Consider the following 23,802-nt stretch of genomic DNA (forward strand, 5'->3'; position numbering starts at 1 on the left):
GCCTCAAGCCAAATAGTATCAACGTCAAGTTGGCGTACCGCATGATCGAGCGCATAGTTGACGAGGAGCAATGCTCTCGTATTCTGCCTTGGGTGAGGTGTGGGTGGCCTGATGGCGGACTCAGTTTCCCTGTCATTCCTCAATGACTTCGCAGCGGCTTGGAACCGGCACGACACGGATGCGATCCTGTCGATGATGACTGATGACTGCGTGTTTGAGGCCAGTCGTGGACTTGACGTAAAGGGGACAATCTACACAGGTCAGGATGAAGTCCGCCGCGGGATCGAGGAAGTCTTTGCGACCTTTGCGGATGCACAGTGGAACGGACCCAGGCATTTCATTTCTGGAGATCGCGGCGTCTCAGAGTGGGTGTTCACGGCAACTGGCCCGGATGGCGCTCACGTAGAGGTCCAAGGCTGTGATGTCTTCACGTTTCGCGACGGCAAGATCGCGGTCAAGAACTCGTACCGGAAGCAGCGAACCGGCTGATTACCTGAATTACACTTGTCTACCTTCACAAGACTAGGCTTGGCTCTGTGGGAGAGCACGGACAAGGACGGCACTGCCACGAATCGCAGCGTCTAACATGATGCGGGAGTTCATCATGATATCTGCTGAACGCGATTGACTCGTCCGCACAGGGGATCGCCGCGTCCAATCCTTCCGGGACCGGAACACGGCGTCTGCGTCGCTATCCTTGCCGCGCATGCGTCAGCCTGCCTGAATGCCGAACCCGGGTTATCGTGATCACGGAACATTATGAAGCGTACCCGATCTGGGTCTTGCGCTTCGACTGGCTCTCCTGCGACCGCGATCTGCAGTGCTCGTGTTGTGTCTGATTCAGGACGGGCTCGCCCCATCCTTTGTCCATTTCGACTGATACTGGCGGACAATCTCCCGCAGAGCGCTGGCCTCGTCATGGAGCCCGTCCTTAGCATAAGAAACGGCCACATCTGAAAGCTGGCGCACGATCTGCTCCGGCATCTCACCGGCATCTTCAAGCGATTTAAGATGCGCCCGTGCAGCCTCCTCAAAGCTGCTACCGCCTGCGCGTTCTCTAGCGGCTCCCCGGAGATAGCTGTCGTGAATCATGTGCCCCCATTCGTGCAGCCTCTCGTGAACTGCCGCATTCCCAACGTGTTCAAAGGATAAGACCAACGCAATAGGGCTGAATTCTGACAGAGTGACGCGGGCCGGGAACCCATGCGGACTAATGGCGTTGCTCAGGGTTTACCGGTTGTGTGTTGAGGCCTCGCCTGCATGTTTGAGTTTCCGGATTTCCACGTATGAGTTTTTCAGACCCATTCTCTTCGCGAGTTGTCACTCATTGGGGTGAGCTTGCTGCCAAAGTTGACGAAATTGCTGAGCGGGCCGGTGTGCCCGCCCGAGACCGGTTGGCTGTTGAGACAACTCTTGCGGCTCTCCCCTGGCGGGAGCGGCGACGGTTGGGGCTGATCCTAGAGGGGGTGCGGGTTCAGGCAGTCAGCGACGACCTCCGAACTGCCGTGGACAGGATGCTTCGCTTGGCAGGTGAGGTTTGGGCCAGCGAGCCTCCAACAAACGAGCGCGATACCGCCTCGTAAATTTGTCCCCGGACTGGAAGGATTTGGTCGCTTAACGCAGCGTGTCTTCGATAAGCTTAACAGCAATGTCTCGGGCCGGTGCGAGTGGGTGCTCAGATCGGAGCACCATGTAGACGTTTCAACTCTGATCAGCATGTCCATCGCCCTCCACCCGGATGCTCGATGTCTGCAAGAAACGGCAGAACTCCGAAATTCCAAGAATAGGAACGAGGTCTACGGGATTGCTTTACGACCGCTAAAGCATCGGACGTGAAAAGTGGATTCCACTTTTGGGATTCATTCCGATGCTTCCTTTCTAGAGGAGCGCATCGTTGATTGCGGAAAACCGGGTCCACTTTTCGCTAGCGCGGCCCGCTGGGTCCGCACGATGCGCTAACGTCTGCCGCGCTTGGCAATATACATGAATACATGGCCAAGCTCCGGAATCGGCCTGCTTGGGCATGCCGATCTATGACGGAAACCTGTTCGTATTCGGCTTAGGTTATGCAGCTCGTCACGTCATTGCCGGTTATGGCGAGCGGTTCACGCGGATCTTTGGAACATCGTGCGCCCCGCCCAACTCCCAATGCCCGGAAGGATCAGGGGTCATCGCCTATCGCTTCGAGGACACCGGCTACGATCTTCGCATTCTCGACGAGCTCGCTTCGTCCGATGCCCTCCTCGTCTGTGTTCCACCGAGCCTCGGATCGGATCCCACCCTCGATCACTTCGCAGTCGCGATCCGATCCGCGCGCCGCCTGCGCTGGATTGGCTATCTCTCCTCTGCTGACGTCTATGGTTATGTTCAGGGCTAGTGGGTGGACGAGGACACAATGCCGAACTTGACAGGGCGCGATCCCGGCACCGCATCGAATCCGAGCTTTCGCATCACGAGATGAGGACGGAGCGTTGAGGGGCAGGAGCGCCCAAGGGTAAGCGAGGCAAGCAAGAAGGCCGCCCTGCATTGTTGGCAGGTGTCGTCACGCTCGACCCAACAAGTATGTCACTAGAGCATAGCTGCCCACAGGAATCTCTGCTCCTCAGGGCCCTTGAGCATCCCTATATGCTGCATTGCAACAAGAGCAATGATCGCTGGTCACGGTGACCAGCCACCTGCTGGGGAAATTCCATGTTCGTCACTTATATCCTGTCCAAGATCCGCGCCTACAAGCTCTACCGCCAGACCGTACGGGAGCTGTCGGAACTCTCCGATCGTGAACTGGCCGATCTGGGCATTGCCCGTTTCGATATCGCCCGCGTGGCGCACGAGGGTGCCTTCGCCTAAGCAGCCACAGCATTCGCCTCAAGACGCGCCCGCTTTATGGCGGGCGTTTGCTTGTCGGGCCCACAACCTGTCCGCTCAACAAAACCAACGAAATATGGGGTCGTGTCCTGATCAGGACACGACCCCATTCGTCATGCGCCGAACTCAGTCCTGTTAACGGGCACGCAATTCAGGCGACCCGTTTCAAGGCATCAGACAAGGTCTCGATGATGGCGTTAATCTGAGACGTCCCGACGATCAGCGGCGGCGACAAGGCGATGATGTCGCCCGTCACCCGGATCAGCAGACCTCTCTCGAAGCAGTCGACGAACGCATCATACGCCCTGCTCCCGGGAGCGCCTGCGCGGCTCTCCAGCTCGATGCCCGCGATCAGACCGATGGTGCGAATGTCGACGACGTTCGGCAGGCCTTTCAGTGCGTGGATGGCATCATGCCAATAGGACTCGATCTCCGAGGCCCGGGTGAGCAGCCCTTCTTCGCGATAGATCGAGAGGGTCGCCAGTCCTGCGGCGCAGGCGGCCGGATGGCCGGAATAGGTGTAGCCGTGGAACAGCTCGATCTGGTTTTCAGGCCCCTGCATCAAGGCATCATGCACCTTCCGGCTGGCGAACACGGCACCCATCGGAATGGCGCCATTGGTCAGTCCTTTGGCCGTGGTCACGAGATCTGGAACGACGCCGAAGTAGTCGGCTGCGAACGGCGCCCCGAGACGGCCGAAGCCCGTGATGACCTCGTCGAAGATCAGCAGGATGCCGTGGCGGTCGCAGATTGCCCGCAGACGTTCGAGATAGCCTTTCGGCGGGATGAGAACGCCCGTTGAGCCCGCCACCGGTTCAACGATCACGGCTGCAATCGTTTCTGCGCCATGGAGGGCCACGAGGCGCTCGAGATCATCCGCGAGTTCAGCACCGTGTTCAGGCTGTCCCTTCACGAATGCATTGCGAGCGGGATCGTGGGTATGCCGCAGATGGTCGGCGCCGGGAAGCTGCGGGAAGACGCGGCGATTGTTGAGAATGCCTCCGACGGTGATGCCCCCGAAGCCCACGCCATGATACCCGCGCTCCCGCCCGATCAGACGCGTTCTCGTACCTTGGCCGATGGCGCGCTGATAAGCGATGGCAATCGTCAGCGCCGTATCGACGGATTCCGATCCGGACCCAGTAAAGAACACGCGGTCGAGACCGGCAGCTGGCCCACCGGGTGCGATGGCAGCCAGACGCTCGGCGAACTCGAACGCAAGCGGATGTCCCATCTGGAAAGAGGGGGCGTAGTCCATCGTGGAGAGTTGCCGCCCCACAGCCTCGGCAATCTCGCGACGGCCGTGACCGGCATTGACGCACCACAAGCCTGCGGTCCCATCGAGAATCTGACGGTTGTCATCGCTCGTGTAGTACATCCCTTCCGCCCGCGTGAGCAGGCGGGGTGCTGCCTTGAACTGGCGGTTTGCCGTGAAGGGCATCCAGTAACTGTCGAGCCGGAAGCTGTTGTGCCGTTGGGGAGCGTTCATGACCGAGATCCTTTCGATGGCGGATCATGGCCACGATCGGGAGAGACCAACAAGTCCTTTTCTTTGTTTCGCTAAGTCGCTGATATTGCTAAATCCACTGGCGTGTGTTTGTCTTATTTCGAACAACTGAAACACAGGGATTGCGGGGTGAGATGGAATTCGATCTAGGCAGTCGGCTGCGCTATGTGCGGGGGCTGCATAATCTGTCACAGCGCGAGCTTGCCAAGCGCGCTGGCATCACCAACTCGACGATCTCATTGATCGAGTCCAACCAGACCAACCCGTCGGTCGGTGCACTGAAACGCATCCTTGACGGCATCCCGATCGGACTGGCCGAGTTCTTTGCTCTGGAGCCGGAGAAGCCGAAGCAGGCCTTTTATCGCGCTGACGAGCTCATCGAAATCGGCAAGGGCAAGATCTCCTACCGCCAGGTCGGAAACAACCTGTTCGGGCGTACCCTTCAAATCTTGAAGGAGCGCTATGAACCTGGCGCGGACACCGGCAAGGTTCCTCTGACGCATCAGGGCGAAGAGGGTGGCATTATCCTGAGCGGTCGCCTCGAAGTCACAGTCGATGACGAGCGAAGGATTCTTGGACCAGGTGACGCCTATTACTTCGAAAGCTGGAGGCCGCATCGCTTCCGATGTGTCGGCCCGGTGCCGTGTGAGGTCGTGAGTGCCTGTACGCCGCCGACATTCTGACCTCGCAAGGCCGCGAATGTCTGCTGCCGACTGCTCCATGGTCTCGAGGCAGTCGGCAATAAGGAACGGTTTTCTACCGTATCAGCACGACCAGAGTTCACGCGGCCTGGAAGCGCCACTCATCCTTGTAGCGATCGGCAGCGAGATCCTTGTGAGAGACCTCCGGCACTCGACCGGAGATCAGATCGGCAAGCACACGCCCGGAGCCGCAGGCCATGGTCCAGCCGAGGGTTCCATGACCCGTGTTCGTGTACAGGTTCCTGTACCGCGTCGGGCCGACCACAGGGGTGCCGTCCGGCGTCATCGGCCGCAAGCCGGTCCAGAAACTCGCCTGCCTGACGTCGCCGCCTTGCGGAAACAGGTCGGTGACCGAGTGCTCCAGCGTCGCTCGCCGCGGCGCTCGCAGCCGCTGACTGAACCCGGCGAGTTCCGCCGTGCCGCCGACCCGGATTCGGTTCCCTAAGCGGGTGATCCCGACCTTGAAGGTCTCGTCCATTACGGTCGAGACAGGCGCAGCCTCTGCATTCACGATGGGCATCGTCAACGAGTAGCCTTTCACCGGATACACCGGCAGGCGGATGCCCAGAGGCTTGACCAGCTGCGGCGTATAGCTTCCCCTGGCCGCCACATACGTGTCTGCGGTGAGCACTTCGCCGCCGTTCACCTGCGCGCCGTTGATCCGGTCGCCTTCCGTGAGCAGTTTCTGCACAGATGTGCCGTACCGGAACCGGACTCCCAACTGCTCCGCAATTGCGGCAAGCCTCTGTGTAAATAGGTGGACATCCCCTGTTTCATCGCCGAGGAGACGCAGTCCGCCGGCGACCTTGCTCTTCACAAGATTCAACCCCGGTTCGACGCCGACGCATCCTGCGGAATCCAGAAACTCGTAGGGAACGCCATAGGCGTCGAGAACAGCCCTGTCCTCACCGATCCCATCGAGTTGCTTTTGCGTGCGGAAGAGCTGCAGCAGCCCTTTTTCCCGGTGGTCGTAGGTGATGCCGGTTTCCTGCCGCAATTCGCGCAGGCAGTCCCGGCTGTACTCGGCCAGACTCACCATCCGGCTCTTGTTGCGCCGGTATGCCTCCTCGGTGCAATTGGCCAGCATATGAGCGAGCCATCCCCAGAGGCGCAGCTCGGTGCGCGGCCACAGGACCAGTGGCCGATGCTTCATCATCAGCCACTTCAGGGCCTTGATCGGGATACCCGGAGCGGCCCACGGCGCGGAATAGCCGGGCGAGACTTGTCCTGCATTTGCAAAGCTCGTCTCCATGCCAGCGGCGGGCTGGCGATCCACCACCGTCACCTCATGGCCTTGCTTGGCGAGATAATAGGCCGATGCAACGCCAACGACGCCGCTGCCGAGAACGAGAACGCGCATGGTTTGTGATCCTCAGGAATGGATGCACTGACGGTGGTAGCGGGTGCCTAAGCTGGTGAGCAGTTCGTAGCCGATCGTGCCGGCATCCCGCGCAAGAGCATCGAGGTCCCGGTCGGGACCGATCAGGTCGACGAGGGCGCCCGGCAGCAACGAGCCGTCCGGAAGCGCCGTGGCATCGAGGATGATGCTGTCCATGGATACGCGTCCGACGATCGGCAAATGGCTGCCGTTGAACCAGGCGCCGCCCCGGCCCGAGAGGCTGCGCAGGAACCCGTCTGCGTAGCCGACGGCGACAGTCGCAAGCCGGGACGATGTCGTGGTTCTGGCCGTGTGGCCGTAACCGACCGGTGTGTTCGCCGGCACGTCCCGGATCTGGACCACTTTGCCTTGCAATCGAATGACCGGCCGCATCGGATTGGGCCGACCCTCCTGAGGGGCAATTCCATAGAGGGCCGCACCCGGGCGGACGAAATCAAAGTGATATTCAGGCCCCAGGAAAATCCCCGAGGAGGCTGCCAGGCTCATCCGGCGGCACGGCAGGATGCTCCCCATCTGCTGAAACAAGTCGAGCTGCATGGTATTGGCCGGATGATCCGGTTCATCGGCGCAGGCCAGATGGCTCATGACGAGTTGCAGATCCAGAGCATTCAGTCGTTGTTGATCCTCGATAAGGATATTGACGTCGGCTTCGCTCAGGCCGAACCGCGCCATGCCGGTGTCGACCTGCAGGATGGCAGGCAGCCTCTCGCCAGATACCACGGCGGTGGCGGACCACCGGCTGATCTGATCGAGACTGTTGAGAACCGGTACGAGATCATGAGCGATGAAGTCGGCTTCCGTACCGGCCAGAGGACCATGGAGAACCGCAATCGTCGCGCCGGATCCAAGGATGCGGCGTAGCGTGACCCCCTCCTCCAGATGGGCGACAAAGAAGTGCTGGCATCCGGCTTTTGCCAGCACGGGGGCAATCTCTGCTGCATCCAGTCCATAGGCATCGGCTTTGACGACAGCAGCGCAGATAGCCGGTTGGGCTTGCTCTTGAAGAAGCCGGCAAGAACCCATACCTCGCCTCATTCTATGGGCGGCTGCTGAATCAGGGCCAGCGGATGCTCCATCTCCATTTCGAATATCTCGAGCGGACCCACGACGGCTATCTTCTGACTGACGAGCATCAATTGATGCTGGATGCGATTGCGGCAAAGAACGTCGACCTTGCAGATGAGCTTGCACACGCTCATACCCGCCAGTTCCAGGATAACTTCATCAACTTCATGCGGGAGAATTACACGACTGATGTCCCCCTGGCTCCGCTCAAGGCTGCGGAATAACGAGGCCGGAGCATGAATGTTGGTTTCCATCGTCCAAATGGGACGTGGAGGAGAGCCATAGATCCTCACTTCAGGGGTTTGTCGTCATGACACTAGAAAAAGTTGCAGTCGTCACTGCGGGCGGGAGCGGCATGGGCGCCGCAGCGGCGAAACGGCTTGCGGCCGAAGGCTACAAGATCGCCATTCTTTCCTCGTCCGGAAAGGGCGAGACGCTGGCTCATGAACTCGGGGGCATCGGCGTCACCGGGTCGAACCAGTCCCATGATGACCTTCGCAAGCTGGTCGACATGGCGATCTCGAACTGGGGTCGCATCGATGTCCTGGTGAACAGCGCCGGCCATGGCCCCAGGGCGCCGATCCTGGAAATCAGCGACGACGACTGGCACAAGGGGATGGATATCTATCTCATGAACGTGATCCGGCCCGTGCGCCTTGTGACGCCGGTCATGCAGGCCCAGAAATCCGGATCCATCATCAACATCTCGACAGCTTGGGCCTTCGAGCCGTCGACGATGTTCCCAACATCCGCGGTCTTCCGCGCAGGCCTTGCTGCTTTCACCAAGCTGTTCGCCGACACTTATGCGGCTGAGAACATCAGGATGAACAATGTCCTTCCCGGATGGATCGACAGCCTGCCGACAACCGAGGAGCGTCGGCAGTCCGTCCCGATGCAACGATATGGAAAGAGCGAGGAAATCGCTGCGACGATCGCCTTTCTCGCTTCTGAGGGCGCGGCGTATATCACCGGCCAGAACATCCGTGTCGATGGTGGCCTGATGCGGTCTGTCTGACTGCTATTACCGGACTTCGCCGCTGTTAGCCCAACAAGCCTGAGGTGCTGCCGTCTCGAGGCGTGAACCTGCCCCTTGCGCTACAATGTCCGAGTTGAGTCAAAGACTGCTTCAGGCGCCCCGTGAAGGTCCGGTCACTTCGCTGATGCAGACATTCTACCTACTTTATGAATCGGCGAACTTCGCAGGTTCCTGGCGCCGGAAGACAAGGCTGAGATTGTTGGCGGGCATCGGAATGCGCTCAACAAGCGTCAACCCGTGACTTCCGGCGAGTTCCGCTACCGCTTCAAGATCCCGAATACCCCACTCTGGATTTCTGCGTCTCAGATCGGCATCAAAAGCTTCGTTGCTCGGAGCCGTGTGAGTGCCGTTTTCCCTATAGGCTCCGTAAAGGTAGAGCACGCCCCCACGCGGGAGCACCCTTTCTGCCCCGGCCATCAACCCCTGCGTCGTCCGCCAAGGGCTGATGTGGACCATGTTGATGGCCACAACGGCATCAGCCTGCTCGACGGGCCAATCAGGAGCCGCAGCATCGAGTGCGAGCGGCGCGAGAAGATTGGACAGCCCTGAGATCGACCGATGGGTTGCGATGCTTCTCAGAGCCTGCTCGTCCTGATCCGACGGCTGCCACGTCAGATGCGGCAGCGCAGCCGCGAAGTACACTGCGTGCTCGCCCGTGCCGCTGGCGATTTCCAGAACCGTCCCGGCTGGCGGAAGAACCCTGTGCAGCACGGCCAAGATCGGATCCCTGTTACGGGCCACAGAAGGAGAAGCTAGTGCATCTCGGGAAGAAAATGTCTTCATCATGGGGAGATATATACGCCAGTTCAGGGGCATGTGTCTGAGTTGAACCGCAAGTCGCCGGCAGATGGAATAAAACCGCTGTGGCAGGCGCAGTCAGCCAGAGGACCTCATCCTCTCCAGCGTGTCCGCGACAGCCCGTCTCGCGGCCTCCACCGCTCCGGCCAGATAGCCTGGCTCCGTTGTGCTGGTTTCGCTCGCGGCCAGGGTGAGGCGCTGTCGCCACGCTCCGGTCACCCAGGCAGTATCTGCGGATGAGACATGGCCGGTGAAGCTCCGGTCAGCCGGAGTTGCGGTCAAGGGATCGGCTGCCCAGTCCTTGTAAAGCGTGGCACGGGGCTGGCCCGCCTGCGGACCGAAGATTCGGGCGAACTGTTCGAGGCCGGCCCGGATGAGCGCTGTCTCGCCAACCACGGCGCGCTGGTCTGGACCCATGCCGACGAAGCCGAACAGTGCCGCCTGCCCGGACGCGGTTGTGGCGTCATGGATCTCCATGAGGGGTCCGACCATGCTTTGCGCTGTGCCGGACAGCCCGGCGTCACGCCAGAACGGGCGCTCGTAGAGGGCGAAGAACTTCGCGTGCGGCGCCATCCAGGTCGGCGTGTCGCGCCAGCGCCGAGCCGTCGATGGATCCAGCGCAGGCGTGAAGTCCACCGTCGCCTCCAGCAGACGGGGCGGCACCGCCGTGATCACGTGGCTGGCCCGGACGTCCTCCTCGCCACCCCCGGGAAGGGTGATGGTCAGCCGCACGCCGTCCTCGGCCAGCGCCATCCTCGTTATCCGAGCGTTGCACCGAATGCAGTTCTCCGGCAGGCCTGCCAGGAGCGCGCGGACGAGTGCGGACGTACCGCCGACAAGTCTGGTTGATTGTGGCTCCTGCTTCGGTCCCAGATAGCGCAGCGGGCCCTCGCGTGAGAACCGCTCGAAGACGACATCGCCCTCGCTGAACTGATCGAAGCTGGACAGCCCAAATTCTTCGACCAGGGCGCGCATAGCCGGCTGCATCTTCGGCCAGAACCAGGACGGGCCGAGATCGAACCCGTCCTCGCTCAGCCTGCCTGCCTCATCGACCGACAGAATGCGCCCGCCGACACGGTCGCGAGCCTCAAGGATTTGGAATTGGACACCGGCCGCATGCAGCAGTCGGGCGGCATAGAGACCGGAAAGGCCGGCCCCGATGATCGCAACCGCAGCACTGGGAGCGGCAGGGGAATTCTCACGAAGCGGCATGGCTCAAAGCTCTGCCCGGCCGCCGTCGACGACGATCTCGGCACCGAGCATGTAGCTTGAGCCCTCGCCAGCGAGAAACAGAACGGCGGCGGCGATCTCCTCGGGACGCCCCATCCGTCCCAGAGGAACCTGCGCCCCCACCCTCTCCACATAGGCGCGGAATTCCTCGTCCGTCTGGTTCTTGCCGCGGTGGATGGGCGTTTCAATCGAGCCCGGGCTGACCGCGTTGACGCGGATCTTGCGGGGCAGGAGTTCCGCCGACAAGGTCCGTGCGAACGAGCGGACCGCCGCCTTGGAGGCCGACAGCAGGGATCGGCCCGGCGTGCCCACCTGATTGAGCCAGGAGGTGTTGAGGATGATAGATCCTCCCTCGCGCATCAGCGGAAGCACGGCCTGGATCGTGAAAAAGACGCCCTTCACATTCACGTCCATCAGGCGGTCGTAGGCGGCCTCGTCCGTGGTGTCGATGGGCGTTCCGAACGCCACGCCGGCATTGGCGAACAGGATGTCGAGCGAGCCGAAAGCCTCCTTCAGTTCCTGTTGCACTCGTTTGAGGTCCTCTCGCGAGGTGACGTCGGCGCGTATGGCAAGGACAGCGTCGCTCAGTTCGGCGCGTGCACCCTCAAGTTTGTCCGAACTGGAGCCAGTGATGGCGACCCTTGCCCCGTGCTCTTGCAGCAGCCGCGCAGTCGCGAGGCCAATCCCGCTCGATCCGCCCGTGATGAGTGCTGTCTTTCCCTGAAGCATCGCTTGATCCGCGCTCCTCACGCCCTCAGTGTCGGCAGGCATCACGGCGCCTTGGCGAGTGAGCGAACAAGCGCAACGACCAGGCTCAGGGCGCCGCCGAACCACAGCGCCATCGCAAATGGTCCCAGAGCCATGGCCCAGCCCATTTCACCCGGCGCATGCATCATGGGATGAGACCAGGACATGCTTGTTGAGACCATGGCGAAGTGCCCAGGGCCGAACTGCTGCAGAACGATCATCATTGCGATGCCGGACAGCAGAGCGACGCTGCCAATGGTGGCTAACCTCTTCGTATCAGTCACGATTTGTCCCTTTCTAATCGGACGTTGGCCCGTCTCCGGTTCAAAGCGAGGATACCGCAGCCGTGAGACGGCGGATGGCCTCATCGACCGTGGCACGCGGACAGCCGAGGTTCACGCGCATGTAGCCGTGCCCCTCGACGCCGAACTTCTGTCCCTTGTCGAGCCAGAGCCTGGCCTCGGTCAGCATGAATTTGTTCAAGGCGTCGGCGTCCAGGCCGAGGCCTCGGCAGTCCATCCAAGCGAGATAGAGGGAGTCCGTCGGAAGAACCTTGATACGCGCGTCCGCGCTGTTGATGGCGCTGGCGAAATGCGTGTGGTTGCCGCGCAGGTAGTCGAGCAGATCCTCCAGCCATGGCTCCCCATGCGTGTAGGCCGCTTCCGCGGCGACCATTCCTAAGATGTTGACCAACGCAAACATGTTCCGGTCGTATTGGCGATGGAATTCCTCGCGGACGCGCCGGTTGGGAATGAACACGTTCGCGCTCTGCAGCCCGGGAAGATTGAACGTTTTGCTGGGAGCCGTGCAGGTGATGCTGTTCTGAGCGAACGCCTCGCCCAGTGAAGCGAAGGGGATGTGCCTCTTGGCCGGGTTGATGATGAGGTCCTGGTGGATCTCGTCCGAAATCACCAGCACGCCATGACGGAGGCAGATCTCTCCCATGACCCGCAGTTCTTCCTCCGACCAGACATTGCCGGTCGGATTGTGCGGATGGCTGAGGATGAAGAGCTTCGTATTGTCGCGGATCGCGGCCTCGAAGATCTTTTCATTGAAGCGGTAGCCCGTCTCCGTCCGCTCCAGCGGCGCGAAGGTCAGATGCCGGCCGTTCAGCAGGACGTCGTTGTGGAAATGCGCATAGACCGGAGGCTGGATCAGGACCGTGTCGCCTGGTGCCGTGAACGCTTGGATTGCCGTCTTCAGAGCGGTGATGATGCCCGATGTCTGAAGGATCCAGTCCTTAGAGACGTCCCAACCGAACCGCCTGGCCTGCCACCCGATCACCGCATCGACATAGCTCGGCGTCGCACCACCAGGGTAGCCGAAGACGCCGTGATCGACAGCTTGACGAAGAGCATTGATCACCACTTGTGGCGCCTTGAAGTCCATATCGGCCACCCACATCGGGAGCGGATCGGCCACGGCTTCGTCGGGTCCAAGCAGCTGCCGCCCATAGGCCCACTTCATCGAGTTCGAATTCCTCCGGTCGATCAGCTCATCGAAAACCGATGCAGTCTCGCCATCAGGGCAGGCGATCGGCTTCAGAACGGCGGCGGACTTCATGCTGGCTTCCTCTTGGCACTTGGAGGTGGTTGGCACCGGAACACATTTGATCGTCCCTGCCGTAGCAACTTCGTCCCATGAGGAAAAATGGTAAGATCTCATATATCGATGAACAGGAGTCATAGATGCTGGACCACCAACACCTTACGATCCTCCGGGAGGTGGACCGTTCAGGAAGCGTAACTGCGGCCGCTGAGCGTCTGAACGTCAGCCAGTCAGCGCTGTCCCACATGATCCGCAAGGTCGAGGAACGCTATGGGGTCAATCTCTGGGTAAAGAAAGGGCGCGGTCTGCGCTTCACTCAGGCAGGCGAATACCTTCTCGCCCTTTCCCAGCGCGTCCTGCCGCAGCTCGAGCATGCCGAGCGGGTTCTCGCCGACTTTGCCGAAGGCCGGCGCGGTTCGTTGCGCACCGGGATGGAATGTCACCCGTGCCAGCGCTGGTTGATGCGGCTGACTCCGCATTATCTGGCCGCGTGGCCGGATGTGGATTTCGACATCCGCACGGCCTTCCGCTTCGATGGGGTCGCCGCGCTGCTGGGCCACGAGATTGATCTGCTGATCACCCCCGACCCGGTCGATCTGCCTGAGCTTCTGTTCACTCCTGTCATCGATTACGAGCTTGTGCTGGTCGTGCCCGAGGCACACCCACTGGCCCGGCGCGATTGGGCCACTCCACCGGATCTCCTCGACGAGGTGCTGATCACCGTTCCGGTCAGCGTCGAGCGACTCGACGTCTACACGCGTTTTCTTGTGCCCGGTCAATGTCGCCCGCGACAGCACCGAACGGCGGAAACAACCGAGCTGATGCTGCAGCTCGTCGCCGCAGGCCGCGGTGTTTCGGTCCTGCCGGATTGGCTTGTCCGCGAAGAGGGGGCGCACCTTCCCGTCCGGGCCGTGAGACTAGGGAAGGATGGGATCAACAAGAGCATCAATCTCGGCGTCCGCCGCGGTGAGGAAGGGATTGCCTACATCGCCGGCTTCCTTTCCCTCGCACAGGAGGTGGGAATTGAAGCCGATCCAACGGTCGACCGTAGCTAGAGAGACCCTGCCATGACCGGCCCGAGAGACTGCAACGCTCTGGGACGACGGAAACATGACGTCAGTCTTGAGTGTGGAAGCACCGGAACCTGCTGCTTGGGTGCAAAGCCCAACTGCGTCTGGGAAGGGCCAGGAAGCCACAATCCCCTGCTCTTCAGAAACGTCTGGTGTTCCCCACTTGAGCGGACGTTTGGTCGACCTTCGGGATGTGTGATTCCACCCCTTCACGACTGGCAGACGGTTCGAAAGCTTGCCATCGCAGCCGCCGAGCGAGGCTCTCAATCGGGTGGCGCGCCGGCGGACGAAATCCATGGGTGCGGCGGCATTTTGTGCGCACGCTACGATCCTCCGCTTGGGTGTGGGCATGCAGCCAGTTGCAATTAATAGACCGAACAGTCTATTATTTGTCGGACGCGAGCGGCCCCGCGCTTCCCGGCGCCGACGATTTGGCAGAGGCAAACTCCGAATGTTCGAAGCGATCCTGATCGAGAAGAATGAGACCGAGCAGACCGTCCACCTGACCAAGGTCGGCGAGGATGCGTTGCCCGAGGGGGACGTGACGGTCCGGGTTGCCTGGTCTACCTTGAACTACAAGGATGCGCTGGCGATTACCGGCAAAAGCCCCGTGGTTCGCCGCTTTCCCATGATCCCAGGCATCGACCTCGCGGGCGTGGTTGAGGCCTCGGACAACCCCGACTGGAAGCCGGGCGACAAGGTGGTGCTGAACGGTTGGGGGGTCGGCGAGACGCATTGGGGCGGCCTCGCGCACAAGGCTCGGCTGAAGGCCGAATGGCTGGTCCCACTGGAACCCGCTTTCTCCATGTCCCAAGCAATGGCGATCGGCACTGCCGGCTATACGGCCATGCTCTGCATCCTGGCGCTCGAGAGGCACGGCGTGACCCCGGACAATGGTCCGGTGCTGGTCACGGGCGCCGCCGGTGGCGTCGGAAGCATCGCGGTGGCGCTCCTGTCGAAGCTGGGCCATGAGGTCGTTGCGGTCACGGGCCGCCCCGAGGAAAGCGGCTACCTCAAAGGCCTCGGCGCCGCCGACATCCTGCCGCGTTCCGAATTCTCGGAACCCGGCCGCCCGCTCGGCAAGGAGCGCTGGGCCGGGGCGGTGGATGTGGCAGGCGGTCAGGTTCTGGCGAACGTGTGCGCATCGATGCGGTACCGCGGCACGGTCGCGGCCTGCGGGCTGGCGGCAGGGATGTCGCTTCCTGCCACCGTCGCGCCCTTCATTTTGCGCGGAGTAACGCTCGCGGGCATCGACAGCGTCATGTGCCCTCAGCCTGAGCGCCGCGAGGCCTGGCGGCGTTTGGGCCAAGACCTCGACCCAACCATCTTAGACGGACTTTGCGAGACCGTGACGCTCGCCGAGTGCATTCCCACCGCTGCCCGCTTGTTGGCGGGCCAAGTCCGGGGTCGCGTGATTGTCCCTCTGGACGGCGCCGCATAAGAGGCGTCGCCTGCATCGCTGTGCCACTGTCATCCACATCGTGTCGCCGGGCACTATCAGCCGCGGATTAAGGAGAACGCCGATGTCAGCCAAAGACCTTCCCGTCAGCCGCTTCCCTGTTCCCAGCCTCACCGACATGCCGACCGACATCCGCGAGCGCATTGAGGCAGTGCAGGAAAAGTCGGGCTTCATCCCCAACGTGTTCCTGGTCCTGGCTCACCGCCCGGAGGAATTCCGGGCCTTTTTCGCCTATCATGACGCGCTGATGGACAAACCCGGTAACCTGACGAAGGCCGAGCGCGAAATGATCATCGTGGCAACCTCGAACGTGAACCAGTGCCAGTATTGCGTCGTCGCCCATGGCGCAATCCTGCGCATTCGCGCCAAGGACCCGCTGATCGCCGACCAGGTTGCGGTCAACTATCGTAAGGCCGACATTACCGACCGCCAGAAGGCGATGCTCGATTTCGCGATGAAGGTCAGCCAGTCTGCACACTTGGTCGGAGATGCCGATCTCGAGACGCTCAAGACCTATGGCTTCGACGAGGAGGACGCCTGGGACATCGCGGCAATCGCGGCCCTCTTCGGCCTATCGAACCGGCTGGCAAACGTCACCAACATGCGTCCGAACCGCGAGTTCTACACCATGGGGCGTGACTGAGGGCACCGGAGGGTCCGGGGAAACGTGAGCAGAGAAAACGTGAGCATTCGCACCGTCGCCTCCGAGCCGACAGCCCCCCGCCGCCGCGGCCGCCCGCCGCGGGGAGAGGCGCGGCTGGACGAGGCGCGCAGGCGGTTGTTGCGCGAGGGCGTGGCAATGTTGACGGAGCGGGGCTTCAGCGCCGTGGGCTTGGAGGAGTTTCTGGGCACCGCGGGCGTTCCCAAGGGTTCATTCTACCACTACTTCGGCAGCAAGGCGGAGTTCGGCTTGGCTCTCGTCGATGCCTATGCCGCCTATTTCGCGAACAAGCTCGACCGCTGGTTCCTGGATGAGAGCCTCTCGCCTCTCGCCCGCCTGCGCGCCTTTGTCGACGACGCCCGCGCCGGCATGGCACGCTTTGACTACCGCCGGGGTTGTTTGGTGGGGAATCTCGGGCAGGAGATCAGTGCTCTCCCGGACCCATTCCGCGACCGTCTGGCCTCCGTCTTTGCTGATTGGGAGGCGCGCACCGCACGCTGCCTTGAGGCGGCGAGGAGCGCCGGGGAGATCGATCCCCATGCCGACTGCGCGAGCCTCGCCACCTTTTTCTGGATTGGCTGGGAGGGCGCAGTCCTGCGCGCCAAGCTGGAGCGCAATCCTGAGCCCTTGGAGCAGTTTGCCAAGGGCTTCTTTGCTCTGATCGAACACCGTCTTTGAGCCGTTCCTCTCGGGTCGTACCACAGAATGACTAGATCCACTTTCGGGCGCGAGGCCGATGTCGCCTTCGGCCGAGGGAGGCCTTAGGTCGGTCTCCAGTTCTTTCGTTCTTTTTGCATCCGGCACAACCGGATGCTTTCGAGGCAGTACCGCTGACCACTCCTTACATAGGATCGTCTTCGTGGATCGACGTTCAGCGACCTCCCGTTTGACGAACTGCTGCACGGTTGAGTGCAAACCGGAGGGAATATGCCCCCTTCCCCCAACCATCTTCGAGCGAAGATGGCCGCAATGCCGAAGCTCTGCCGCATCCTGGTGGCAGCTATACGGTTGCTAGGCTACTGAAGGGTTTTCTCAACGTGCCGGCAAGTCATTGAGAAGGCTGGTGAGCGAGCTGGGACTCGAACCCAGGACCCTTTAAAAGATCGGAAATCTATCGGTCTTTGAGACTTGCAGCTGGTATCCTGATGAAGGAGATAATGCTCCATCTCGACCCGGATCCGTTGTCGAGGCCGGACCATCCGTCGGCTACAAATTCTTTTTATCTTACAATGCCTTACGGGAGGGTAATGGCGGAGACGGAGGGATTCGAACCCTCGATACCCTTTTGGGGTATGCTCATTTAGCAAACGAGTGCCTTCAGCCTCTCGGCCACGTCTCCGTTCGCGATCCGCAGGGTGGTAACCCTGCTTCGCACAGGTGGCGCAATAGACGCGAACAGCCGCTCTTCGTCAAGGCCAAAAGCGTCCGAAGGCCGTGCAAAACCGATCTTGAAAACTGGGCCCTCAACCGTTCCCTGTGATACGAGACGGCACAGACAAAGAGACAGGAGCCCCAAGTGGCAGATATCAAGCGGATTGGCGTTGCCGCCCGTTACAGCGATCTCGTGATTCACGGCAACACGGCCTATTTCTCCGGCTATGTGCCCGAGGAGAGCCTGGGCCAGTCGGTGACCGAGCAGACCCGGGATGTTCTGGCGCAGATCGAGCAGTCGCTGGCCGAGATAGGCAGCGACAAGACCAAGCTCCTGCAGGCCACGATCTGGCTGACCGATATGGCCTCTTACGACGAGATGAACACGGTCTGGGATGCCTGGGTGGCGCCTGGACACACACCGGCGCGGGCCTGTGTCCAGGCCCGCCTTGCCGATCCGGATTATGCCCTGGAGGTCCAGGTCATCGCGGCGCTTTAAGCCACCGCAGAGGCGCTCAGGCCGGTTCGACCTTGTTCGGTCTGGCCTGGGCGTTCAGACGCTTTCTCTCATAGTGCTTCGCCAGACGAAGGTGGCGCCAGATGGCGTAGTTCATGGCGATGAGAAAGCCATAGGTGCCCCGCAGGAAGTGAAGGCGCCCGAAATAGGCCTTGATGAAGGCTGCGGGGAATTCGACATAGACTCGCCAGGTCGGAATGGAGACCCCCCTCACCTCAAGATCGACGGCAAGCTGATCCGTATAGACGTTCAGCTTCGCGATTTGGTCGCCGAGCGATCGGACTGACCGGTGGTGAATCAGCCCCTTGAGCTTTCCAACCTTCGTCCCAGGCTTCAAATCCACCCGATCATGCACCAGGGAGGACGAATAACGACCGGCATCCCTGTGATAGAGCCGTACGGGTCTGATGCGATAGGCAAAAGGGTGCGGTTCCGTCTCGCCGGGATAGATCTCCGCGATCTTGATGCCATAGGCCTGGCATGGCGGCTCCCCGTGGGCAAAAAGCGCTTTGATTTCCTCATGCAGGGCGGGCGAAAGCTCCTCGTCCGCGTCGAGATTGAGAAGCCATTCGTGACGGCACTGGTCCTCGCCGAAGCGCTTCTGCGGGCCGTAACCAGGCCACGGATTGAAGACCACCCGAGCGCCGAGTTCCTCCGCAACGGCCTGCGTCCCGTCTGTCGAGCCTGAATCGATGACGATCAGGTCATCCGTCAGGTCTCGGACGGCCTGGATCGTCCCTCCGATCCGGTCAGCCTCGTCCCTGGCAATGATGAAGACGGAGATTGGAACCATGACGATGGCAACTAGCGCATCACGCGGAAAAGTGGACCCGGTTTTTCGCTAACGCGGACCTTCGGTTCGCCCTGGGCGATGCATTGCTTGAAGGAGAAGGCATCGGGCGCCCCCAAGAAAGGCCTCTACTTTTGGGTCCGATCCTTCAGCCTCCTCATGGGGGGAGGACAAGAGGTGTCAAGCCGCGAACTCCGGCCTTATCTTTCCGTTGATTTCAGGCCGCGTGCTTTAGTCCTTCCGCCTTCATGGCCTTGCGGACCATGGGACGGTTCGAAACATCCTGCATGAAGGCCTGAACGGCGACATATTTCGACAAGTCGATTCTGTGGAATCGGGTCCAGTTCAGGATGGTGAAACAATACGCATCGGCTACCGTGAACTCATTGCCCACGAGACAGGAGCGCCCCTCCAGGCAGCTGTCGAGATAGGAGAGCCGGCGCTGAAGATATTGGACGGCAAGACGCCGGGCTGCATCGGGCATGAGGCTATCCCACAAGGGAGCGAACCCTTTGTGGAGCTCGGTGCCGATGAAGCCTACCCATTCCTGAACCCGGTAGCGCTCCATCGAGCCTGTTTCCGGCAGAAGGCGACGGTCCGGCACGCGGTCGGCGAGATATTCCAGAATCGCGGAAACTTCCGTCAGCACCCCTCCATCCTGCAGGGCGAGTGCAGGTACGCTGCCTTTAGGATTGATTTTGCCGAAGCGGCCTCCTGAGGCGGTTGTCTGCGTGTTCAGATCAACCCGATCGAACTCAATCTCAAGACCCGCTTCATAGGCCACGATATGAGGCGCAAGCGAACATGCGCCGGGGCTGTAATAGAGCTTCATCATCAAAATCCTTCATTCCCGGCCCCCGCAGGAAATCGAACATCGAGCTCAATGCAATGTCATAATAGTGCATAGGCGGCACCTTTTTCAAGCCGAGGCCGCTCATCTTTTCAGCATCAGTTCAATCCGACACCGGATTTTGGCTTGAAGAGAGGAGTTCCCCCTCTGGCGCATGCCGATGACCCGAGCCCCCAGTTTTTGCAGGGCTGCGCACGCGCAGCTCGGCGAGCAGCGGGAAGTGATCGGATGCCACGCGCGTCAGCGTGTTCCGCACCGGCGCGGCATTCATCACCTCGACCGACTTGGTGACGAATACGTGGTCAAGGCGCAGCATAGGCGCGCGGGTATGAAAGGTCGGCTGGGGCACGCCATGAGAGTTGGAGAGCTGTGCATCCCTTAAGCGATTGGCGATCATACGATAGGAGCGCGAATAAGGAGGAGCGTTGAAATCACCGAGCAGAATCGCGGGGTCGGCGCATTCCGGGTGGCCCATCCAATCAGGCCCCACGAGTGCGGAGGCCTGCGCCCGTCGCTCGCCGGAGCGCAGCGACAAATGGGCATTGATGACGTTCACCTTGTGCCCGTCAATTTCCGTGCACACCCAAAGAGCGCTGCGTTTCTCGAAGGACGGCTTCGTTGATTGCGTCGGCAGGCGGCCCGATTTGACGAGATAGGCAGGGTGTCTGGTGAGAACGGCAATGCCATATTGCTCACCTAAAATACGAATTGTCGGTTGGAAATGGAGGTCCATGCCGAGCTTGTCCGCGACAATTGCGGCCTGATCGATCTCCCCTGCCTTGGTGCGCCCGACACGCACCTCCTGGAGCGCAACGATATCGGCCTCGCAAGCGGCGATGACCTCGGCAATCCGTGTCGGCGAGATCTTCCGGTCGGTGCCCAGCCAGCGGTGAACGTTGTAAGTGAGGATCCGGAAAGGGCGTCCGTGTTGATCGCTGTGCGTCAAAGGTCAGTACCGGCTTGGACAATAGTGAACATGAACATGCATGGCCTTCGAATGGAACATGCGGTGGCGTGCTGTTTCGCGACCTATGATGCAAACGTGTCGGATCAATGACCCATCATCGGTCAGAGTTCCGGGCAAACGCAACCATAAAAGGCGGCTTGACCCTCCCATGATTGGAAGGTTTACACCCTGACCCCATATGATGAATCAGGAGATTCAAGATGGCTGTCACCAACCGTTCCGTCGCATTGGAGAGCTTCGACCTTCCGGTCCAGGGGATGAGCTGCGCCTCCTGCGTCGGGCGCGTGGAAAAGGCGATCAAGTCGGTCGAAGGCGTCACCGCTGCCAACGTGAACCTGGCGACGGAGCGGGCGCATGTGTCCTTCGCCCCTGAGAAGGCCAATCCTAAAGGAGTCGCCGAGGCGATCCGGGCGGCGGGCTATGAGCCTTCCGAGAGCCATGCGGATTTGAAGATCGAGGGCATGACCTGCGCCTCCTGCGTTGCGCGGGTGGAAAAGGCGCTCAAGCGCGTCCCGGGCGTTGTCGAAGCCCATGTGAACCTCGCCACCGAGCGCGCCTCGGTGCAGTATCTTGGCGGCGTGGACGTCATCGGTCGGATGATCGAGGCTGTCGATGCCACCGGCTATGAGGCGAAGCAAATCCGCCAGGATGCCGACCAGGCGGATCGGGAGCGCGCTGCCCGCGAGGCCGAGATTGCAGCCTTGAGGCGCTCGCTGACGGTTGCCGCTATCCTCACCCTGCCCGTCTTCGTGGTCGAGATGGGCTCTCACTTCATCCCCGCGATCCATGATTGGGTGATGAACACCCTTGGCCATCAGATCAGCTGGTATCTGCAGTTCGCGCTGACGACGCCCGTGCTGTTCGGGCCCGGCCTGCGCTTCTTCAAGAAGGGGGTTCCAGCCCTCTTGCGCTGGGCTCCCGACATGAACTCCCTCGTGGTGCTCGGCACGAGCGCAGCCTATGCCTATTCCGTCGTGGCGACCTTCCTGCCGGAGGTGTTGCCTGCCGGGATGGCCAATGTTTATTACGAGGCGGCTGCCGTGATCGTGACACTGATCCTGCTCGGCCGCTTCCTCGAAGCGAAAGCCAAGGGCCGCACATCGGAAGCGATCAAGCGTCTCATGGGCCTCGCGCCGAAAACCGCGCGGGTGATCCGCAACGGCGAGGCACAGGAGGTCCCGCTCGATCAGGTGCTGATCGGCGACATCGTGCAGGTCCGTCCCGGCGAGAAGGTGCCGGTCGACGGCGAGGTGGTCGAGGGTTCGTCCTTTGTCGATGAATCCATGATCACGGGCGAGCCTGTGCCCGTGCAGAAGGCTCAAGGCTCGGAGGTTGTCGGCGGCACGATCAACAAGACAGGCGGCTTCGCTTTCCGCGCAACCCGGATCGGCGCGGACACGGTTCTGGCGCAGATCATCCGCATGGTCGAGCAGGCGCAGGGTTCAAAGCTTCCGATCCAGGCCATGGTCGACAAGATCACCGCATGGTTCGTGCCAGCCGTGATGGCAGCAGCGGCGCTGACCTTCGTGATCTGGCTGATCTTCGGCCCTGATCCGGCGATGATCTTCGCGCTTGTGAATGCGGTCGCTGTGCTCATCATCGCTTGCCCCTGCGCCATGGGCCTGGCGACGCCGACCTCGATCATGGTCGGCACCGGACGCGCAGCAGAACTCGGCGTCCTCTTCCGCCAGGGCGAAGCGCTGCAAAGCCTGAAGGAGATCGGCGTCGTCGCACTCGACAAGACCGGCACGCTGACCAAGGGCCTCCCGGATCTCACCGACTTCGTCACTACGAACGGTTTCATCGAGACCGACGCCCTGAGGCTTGTCGCAGCGGTGGAATCCCGCTCGGAACACCCGATTGCGCAGGCGATCGTCGCGGCAGCGGAGCGCCAGGGCATCACCCTGCCCGCAACCGACAGCTTCGAGGCCGTGCCGGGCTTCGGCGTCTCCGCCACGGTCGAAGGACGCAAGGTCGATGTGGGTGCGGACCGCTTCATGCGGAAGCTCGGACTCGACGTGGCCGTGTTCGCCGATACGGCGGGCCGCCTCGGTGCTGAGGGCAAGAGCCCGCTTTACACGGCGATTGACGGCAAGCTCGCCGCCATCGCCGCCGTTGCCGACCCGATCAAGGATTCGACGCCGGAAGCGATTGCTGCCCTGCACGCTCTGGGCCTGAAAGTGGCCATGATCACGGGCGACAACCGCAAGACGGCGGAAGCCATCGCGCGACGCATCGGCATCGACGAGGTGGTTGCGGAAGTGCTGCCCGAAGGCAAGGTCGAGATAGTCAAGCGCCTGCGTCAAACGCACGGCAAGATCGCCTTTGTCGGCGACGGCATCAACGATGCGCCTGCTCTCGCTGAAGCCGATATCGGCATCGCCATCGGCACGGGCACGGACATTGCCATCGAAAGCGCCGACGTGGTGCTCATGTCCGGCGACGTGCGCGGTGTGGTGAATGCGATTGCACTGTCGAAGGCAACGATCCGCAATATCGGTGAGAACCTGTTCTGGGCCTTCGCTTATAACGTGGTGCTGATCCCGGTCGCGGCAGGTGCGCTCTACCCTGTCAACGGCACACTGCTCTCGCCGATCGTGGCGGCGGCGGCAATGGCGCTCTCCAGCGTGTTCGTCGTCGGCAACGCACTCCGGCTTCGCCGCTTCAAGGCTCCCATCGAGGCAAGGCAGGAGATTTCTCCTGCCGCCCAAACTGCAGAAGGTGTGGCATGAATATCGGACAGGCCGCTTCCGCCTCCGGCGTCTCCGCCAAGATGATCCGCTACTACGAGTCCATCGGGCTCATCCCGAAAACAGTGCGCACGGAATCCGGATATCGGGTCTATTCCCATCACGATGTGCACACGTTGCGTTTCATCCGACGTGCACGAGATCTCGGTTTCTCGGTCGAGCAGATCGCCGAGCTGGTCTCACTCTGGCGCGACCGCGAGCGCGCGAGCAAGGACGTGAAGGCGATTGCACTCGACCATGTGCATGTGCTCGAGCGCAAGATCCGCGAATTGCAGGAAATGGCCTCGACCCTCAAGCATTTGGCTGAGCATTGCCATGGAGATTTGCGGCCCCACTGCCCGATCATTGAGGAACTCGCGAGCGAAGATTCACTGCCCGTTCACGTCAAGGCGGATGCGAAGTTCGGTGCCATAGGCAAGGCTTAGAGGCTTGAAAGCGGTCGAGCGTCCGCTGCTCGGCAACAGCGGACGC

Annotated in this window: 24 protein-coding genes, 1 tRNA gene and 1 pseudogene; 13 read left to right on the top strand and 13 right to left on the bottom strand. The window is 61.3% G+C overall.

Annotation, left to right across the window (positions count from 1 at the left end):
- Positions 1–111 precede the first annotated feature (111 nt).
- On the top strand, positions 112–489 hold the full coding sequence (locus ACUXUR_RS07420; RefSeq protein WP_445501710.1) for a nuclear transport factor 2 family protein: 378 nt from the start codon (positions 112–114) through the stop codon (positions 487–489).
- A gap of 351 nt (positions 490–840) precedes the next feature.
- On the opposite strand, the gene ACUXUR_RS07425 is transcribed toward ACUXUR_RS07420, so the two are convergent.
- Positions 841–1,092: a hypothetical protein gene (locus ACUXUR_RS07425; protein WP_445501711.1), complete on the bottom strand. Its 252-nt coding sequence runs from the start codon at positions 1,090–1,092 to the stop codon at positions 841–843.
- 931 nt (positions 1,093–2,023) lie between these two features.
- On the opposite strand from ACUXUR_RS07425, the gene ACUXUR_RS07430 reads away from it, so the two are divergent.
- Entirely contained in the window at positions 2,024–2,377 is a 354-nt protein-coding gene (locus ACUXUR_RS07430) for a Rossmann-fold NAD(P)-binding domain-containing protein (protein WP_445501712.1), read from the top strand.
- 314 nt (positions 2,378–2,691) lie between these two features.
- Entirely contained in the window at positions 2,692–2,847 is a 156-nt protein-coding gene (locus ACUXUR_RS07435; RefSeq protein WP_445501713.1) for a DUF1127 domain-containing protein, read from the top strand.
- A 169-nt stretch (positions 2,848–3,016) separates the two neighbouring features.
- Here the strand turns inward: ACUXUR_RS07435 and aptA are convergent, their stop codons facing one another.
- On the bottom strand, positions 3,017–4,354 hold the full coding sequence (gene aptA, locus ACUXUR_RS07440) for an omega-aminotransferase AptA (protein WP_445501714.1): 1,338 nt from the start codon (positions 4,352–4,354) through the stop codon (positions 3,017–3,019).
- A gap of 152 nt (positions 4,355–4,506) precedes the next feature.
- Here aptA and ACUXUR_RS07445 point away from each other — a divergent pair, with 152 nt between their 5' ends.
- Complete coding sequence (locus ACUXUR_RS07445; protein WP_445501715.1) at positions 4,507–5,055, top strand: cupin domain-containing protein; 549 nt, start codon at positions 4,507–4,509, stop codon at positions 5,053–5,055.
- Positions 5,056–5,152: 97 nt separating this feature from the next.
- Here the strand turns inward: ACUXUR_RS07445 and ACUXUR_RS07450 are convergent, their stop codons facing one another.
- Positions 5,153–6,433, bottom strand: coding sequence for a D-amino acid dehydrogenase (locus ACUXUR_RS07450; protein WP_445501716.1), 1,281 nt, complete (start codon positions 6,431–6,433; stop codon positions 5,153–5,155).
- Between the two features lie 12 nt (positions 6,434–6,445).
- On the bottom strand, positions 6,446–7,495 hold the full coding sequence (gene alr, locus ACUXUR_RS07455; RefSeq protein WP_445501717.1) for an alanine racemase: 1,050 nt from the start codon (positions 7,493–7,495) through the stop codon (positions 6,446–6,448).
- Here alr and ACUXUR_RS07460 point away from each other — a divergent pair.
- A pseudogene (locus ACUXUR_RS07460) lies at positions 7,465–7,761 on the top strand (FCD domain-containing protein); the annotation flags it as partial. The gene alr and the pseudogene ACUXUR_RS07460 sit on opposite strands and share 31 nt — an antisense overlap.
- Before the next feature lie 86 nt (positions 7,762–7,847).
- Positions 7,848–8,552: an SDR family oxidoreductase gene (locus tag ACUXUR_RS07465; RefSeq protein ID WP_445501718.1), complete on the top strand. Its 705-nt coding sequence runs from the start codon at positions 7,848–7,850 to the stop codon at positions 8,550–8,552.
- A gap of 165 nt (positions 8,553–8,717) precedes the next feature.
- Here ACUXUR_RS07465 and ACUXUR_RS07470 read toward each other — a convergent pair whose 3' ends face one another.
- The 5 genes from ACUXUR_RS07470 to ACUXUR_RS07490 form a co-directional block, all read right to left on the bottom strand.
- Entirely contained in the window at positions 8,718–9,359 is a 642-nt protein-coding gene (locus ACUXUR_RS07470) for a DUF938 domain-containing protein (protein ID WP_445501719.1), read from the bottom strand.
- A 90-nt stretch (positions 9,360–9,449) separates the two neighbouring features.
- The gene (locus ACUXUR_RS07475) at positions 9,450–10,583 is read right to left on the bottom strand and encodes a flavin monoamine oxidase family protein (protein WP_445501720.1); all 1,134 of its coding nucleotides are present in this window, start codon (positions 10,581–10,583) and stop codon (positions 9,450–9,452) included.
- 3 nt (positions 10,584–10,586) lie between these two features.
- A complete protein-coding gene (locus ACUXUR_RS07480; RefSeq protein WP_445501721.1) occupies positions 10,587–11,330 on the bottom strand; it encodes an SDR family oxidoreductase in 744 nt (247 codons plus the stop codon).
- 41 nt (positions 11,331–11,371) lie between these two features.
- Positions 11,372–11,632: a hypothetical protein gene (locus ACUXUR_RS07485; RefSeq protein WP_445501722.1), complete on the bottom strand. Its 261-nt coding sequence runs from the start codon at positions 11,630–11,632 to the stop codon at positions 11,372–11,374.
- 40 nt (positions 11,633–11,672) lie between these two features.
- Complete coding sequence (locus tag ACUXUR_RS07490) at positions 11,673–12,911, bottom strand: MalY/PatB family protein (RefSeq protein WP_445501723.1); 1,239 nt, start codon at positions 12,909–12,911, stop codon at positions 11,673–11,675.
- 125 nt (positions 12,912–13,036) lie between these two features.
- On the opposite strand from ACUXUR_RS07490, the gene ACUXUR_RS07495 reads away from it, so the two are divergent.
- From ACUXUR_RS07495 to acuR, 4 genes are all read left to right on the top strand, one after another.
- Positions 13,037–13,951 carry a LysR family transcriptional regulator gene (locus ACUXUR_RS07495; protein ID WP_445501724.1) on the top strand — a complete coding sequence of 305 codons (915 nt, stop codon included), beginning with the start codon at positions 13,037–13,039 and terminating at the stop codon, positions 13,949–13,951.
- 466 nt (positions 13,952–14,417) lie between these two features.
- Positions 14,418–15,407, top strand: coding sequence for an acrylyl-CoA reductase (NADPH) (acuI, locus tag ACUXUR_RS07500; RefSeq protein WP_445501725.1), 990 nt, complete (start codon positions 14,418–14,420; stop codon positions 15,405–15,407).
- Between the two features lie 82 nt (positions 15,408–15,489).
- Complete coding sequence (locus ACUXUR_RS07505; RefSeq protein WP_445501726.1) at positions 15,490–16,068, top strand: peroxidase-related enzyme; 579 nt, start codon at positions 15,490–15,492, stop codon at positions 16,066–16,068.
- A gap of 39 nt (positions 16,069–16,107) precedes the next feature.
- Positions 16,108–16,764 carry an acrylate utilization transcriptional regulator AcuR gene (gene acuR, locus ACUXUR_RS07510; RefSeq protein WP_445501727.1) on the top strand — a complete coding sequence of 219 codons (657 nt, stop codon included), beginning with the start codon at positions 16,108–16,110 and terminating at the stop codon, positions 16,762–16,764.
- Positions 16,765–17,334: 570 nt separating this feature from the next.
- On the opposite strand, the gene ACUXUR_RS07515 is transcribed toward acuR, so the two are convergent.
- Positions 17,335–17,425, bottom strand: a tRNA-Ser gene (locus tag ACUXUR_RS07515).
- 177 nt (positions 17,426–17,602) lie between these two features.
- Here ACUXUR_RS07515 and ACUXUR_RS07520 point away from each other — a divergent pair.
- A complete protein-coding gene (locus ACUXUR_RS07520) occupies positions 17,603–17,956 on the top strand; it encodes a RidA family protein (RefSeq protein ID WP_445501728.1) in 354 nt (117 codons plus the stop codon).
- A gap of 16 nt (positions 17,957–17,972) precedes the next feature.
- On the opposite strand, the gene ACUXUR_RS07525 is transcribed toward ACUXUR_RS07520, so the two are convergent.
- From ACUXUR_RS07525 to ACUXUR_RS07535, 3 genes are all read right to left on the bottom strand, one after another.
- A complete protein-coding gene (locus ACUXUR_RS07525) occupies positions 17,973–18,773 on the bottom strand; it encodes a glycosyltransferase family 2 protein (protein WP_445501925.1) in 801 nt (266 codons plus the stop codon).
- Between the two features lie 208 nt (positions 18,774–18,981).
- Positions 18,982–19,599 (bottom strand): glutathione transferase GstA, encoded by a 618-nt coding sequence (gene gstA, locus ACUXUR_RS07530; protein WP_445501729.1) that lies wholly within the window; start codon positions 19,597–19,599, stop codon positions 18,982–18,984.
- 118 nt (positions 19,600–19,717) lie between these two features.
- Complete coding sequence (locus ACUXUR_RS07535; RefSeq protein WP_445501730.1) at positions 19,718–20,560, bottom strand: endonuclease/exonuclease/phosphatase family protein; 843 nt, start codon at positions 20,558–20,560, stop codon at positions 19,718–19,720.
- Between the two features lie 221 nt (positions 20,561–20,781).
- Here ACUXUR_RS07535 and ACUXUR_RS07540 point away from each other — a divergent pair, with 221 nt between their 5' ends.
- Positions 20,782–23,313 (top strand): heavy metal translocating P-type ATPase, encoded by a 2,532-nt coding sequence (locus ACUXUR_RS07540; protein ID WP_445501731.1) that lies wholly within the window; start codon positions 20,782–20,784, stop codon positions 23,311–23,313.
- Positions 23,310–23,756, top strand: coding sequence for a Cu(I)-responsive transcriptional regulator (gene cueR, locus ACUXUR_RS07545; RefSeq protein WP_445501732.1), 447 nt, complete (start codon positions 23,310–23,312; stop codon positions 23,754–23,756). Before ACUXUR_RS07540 ends, cueR begins: the two co-directional genes overlap by 4 nt.
- Positions 23,757–23,802: the final 46 nt, after the last annotated feature.

This window comes from Microvirga medicaginis (assembly GCF_052658925.1).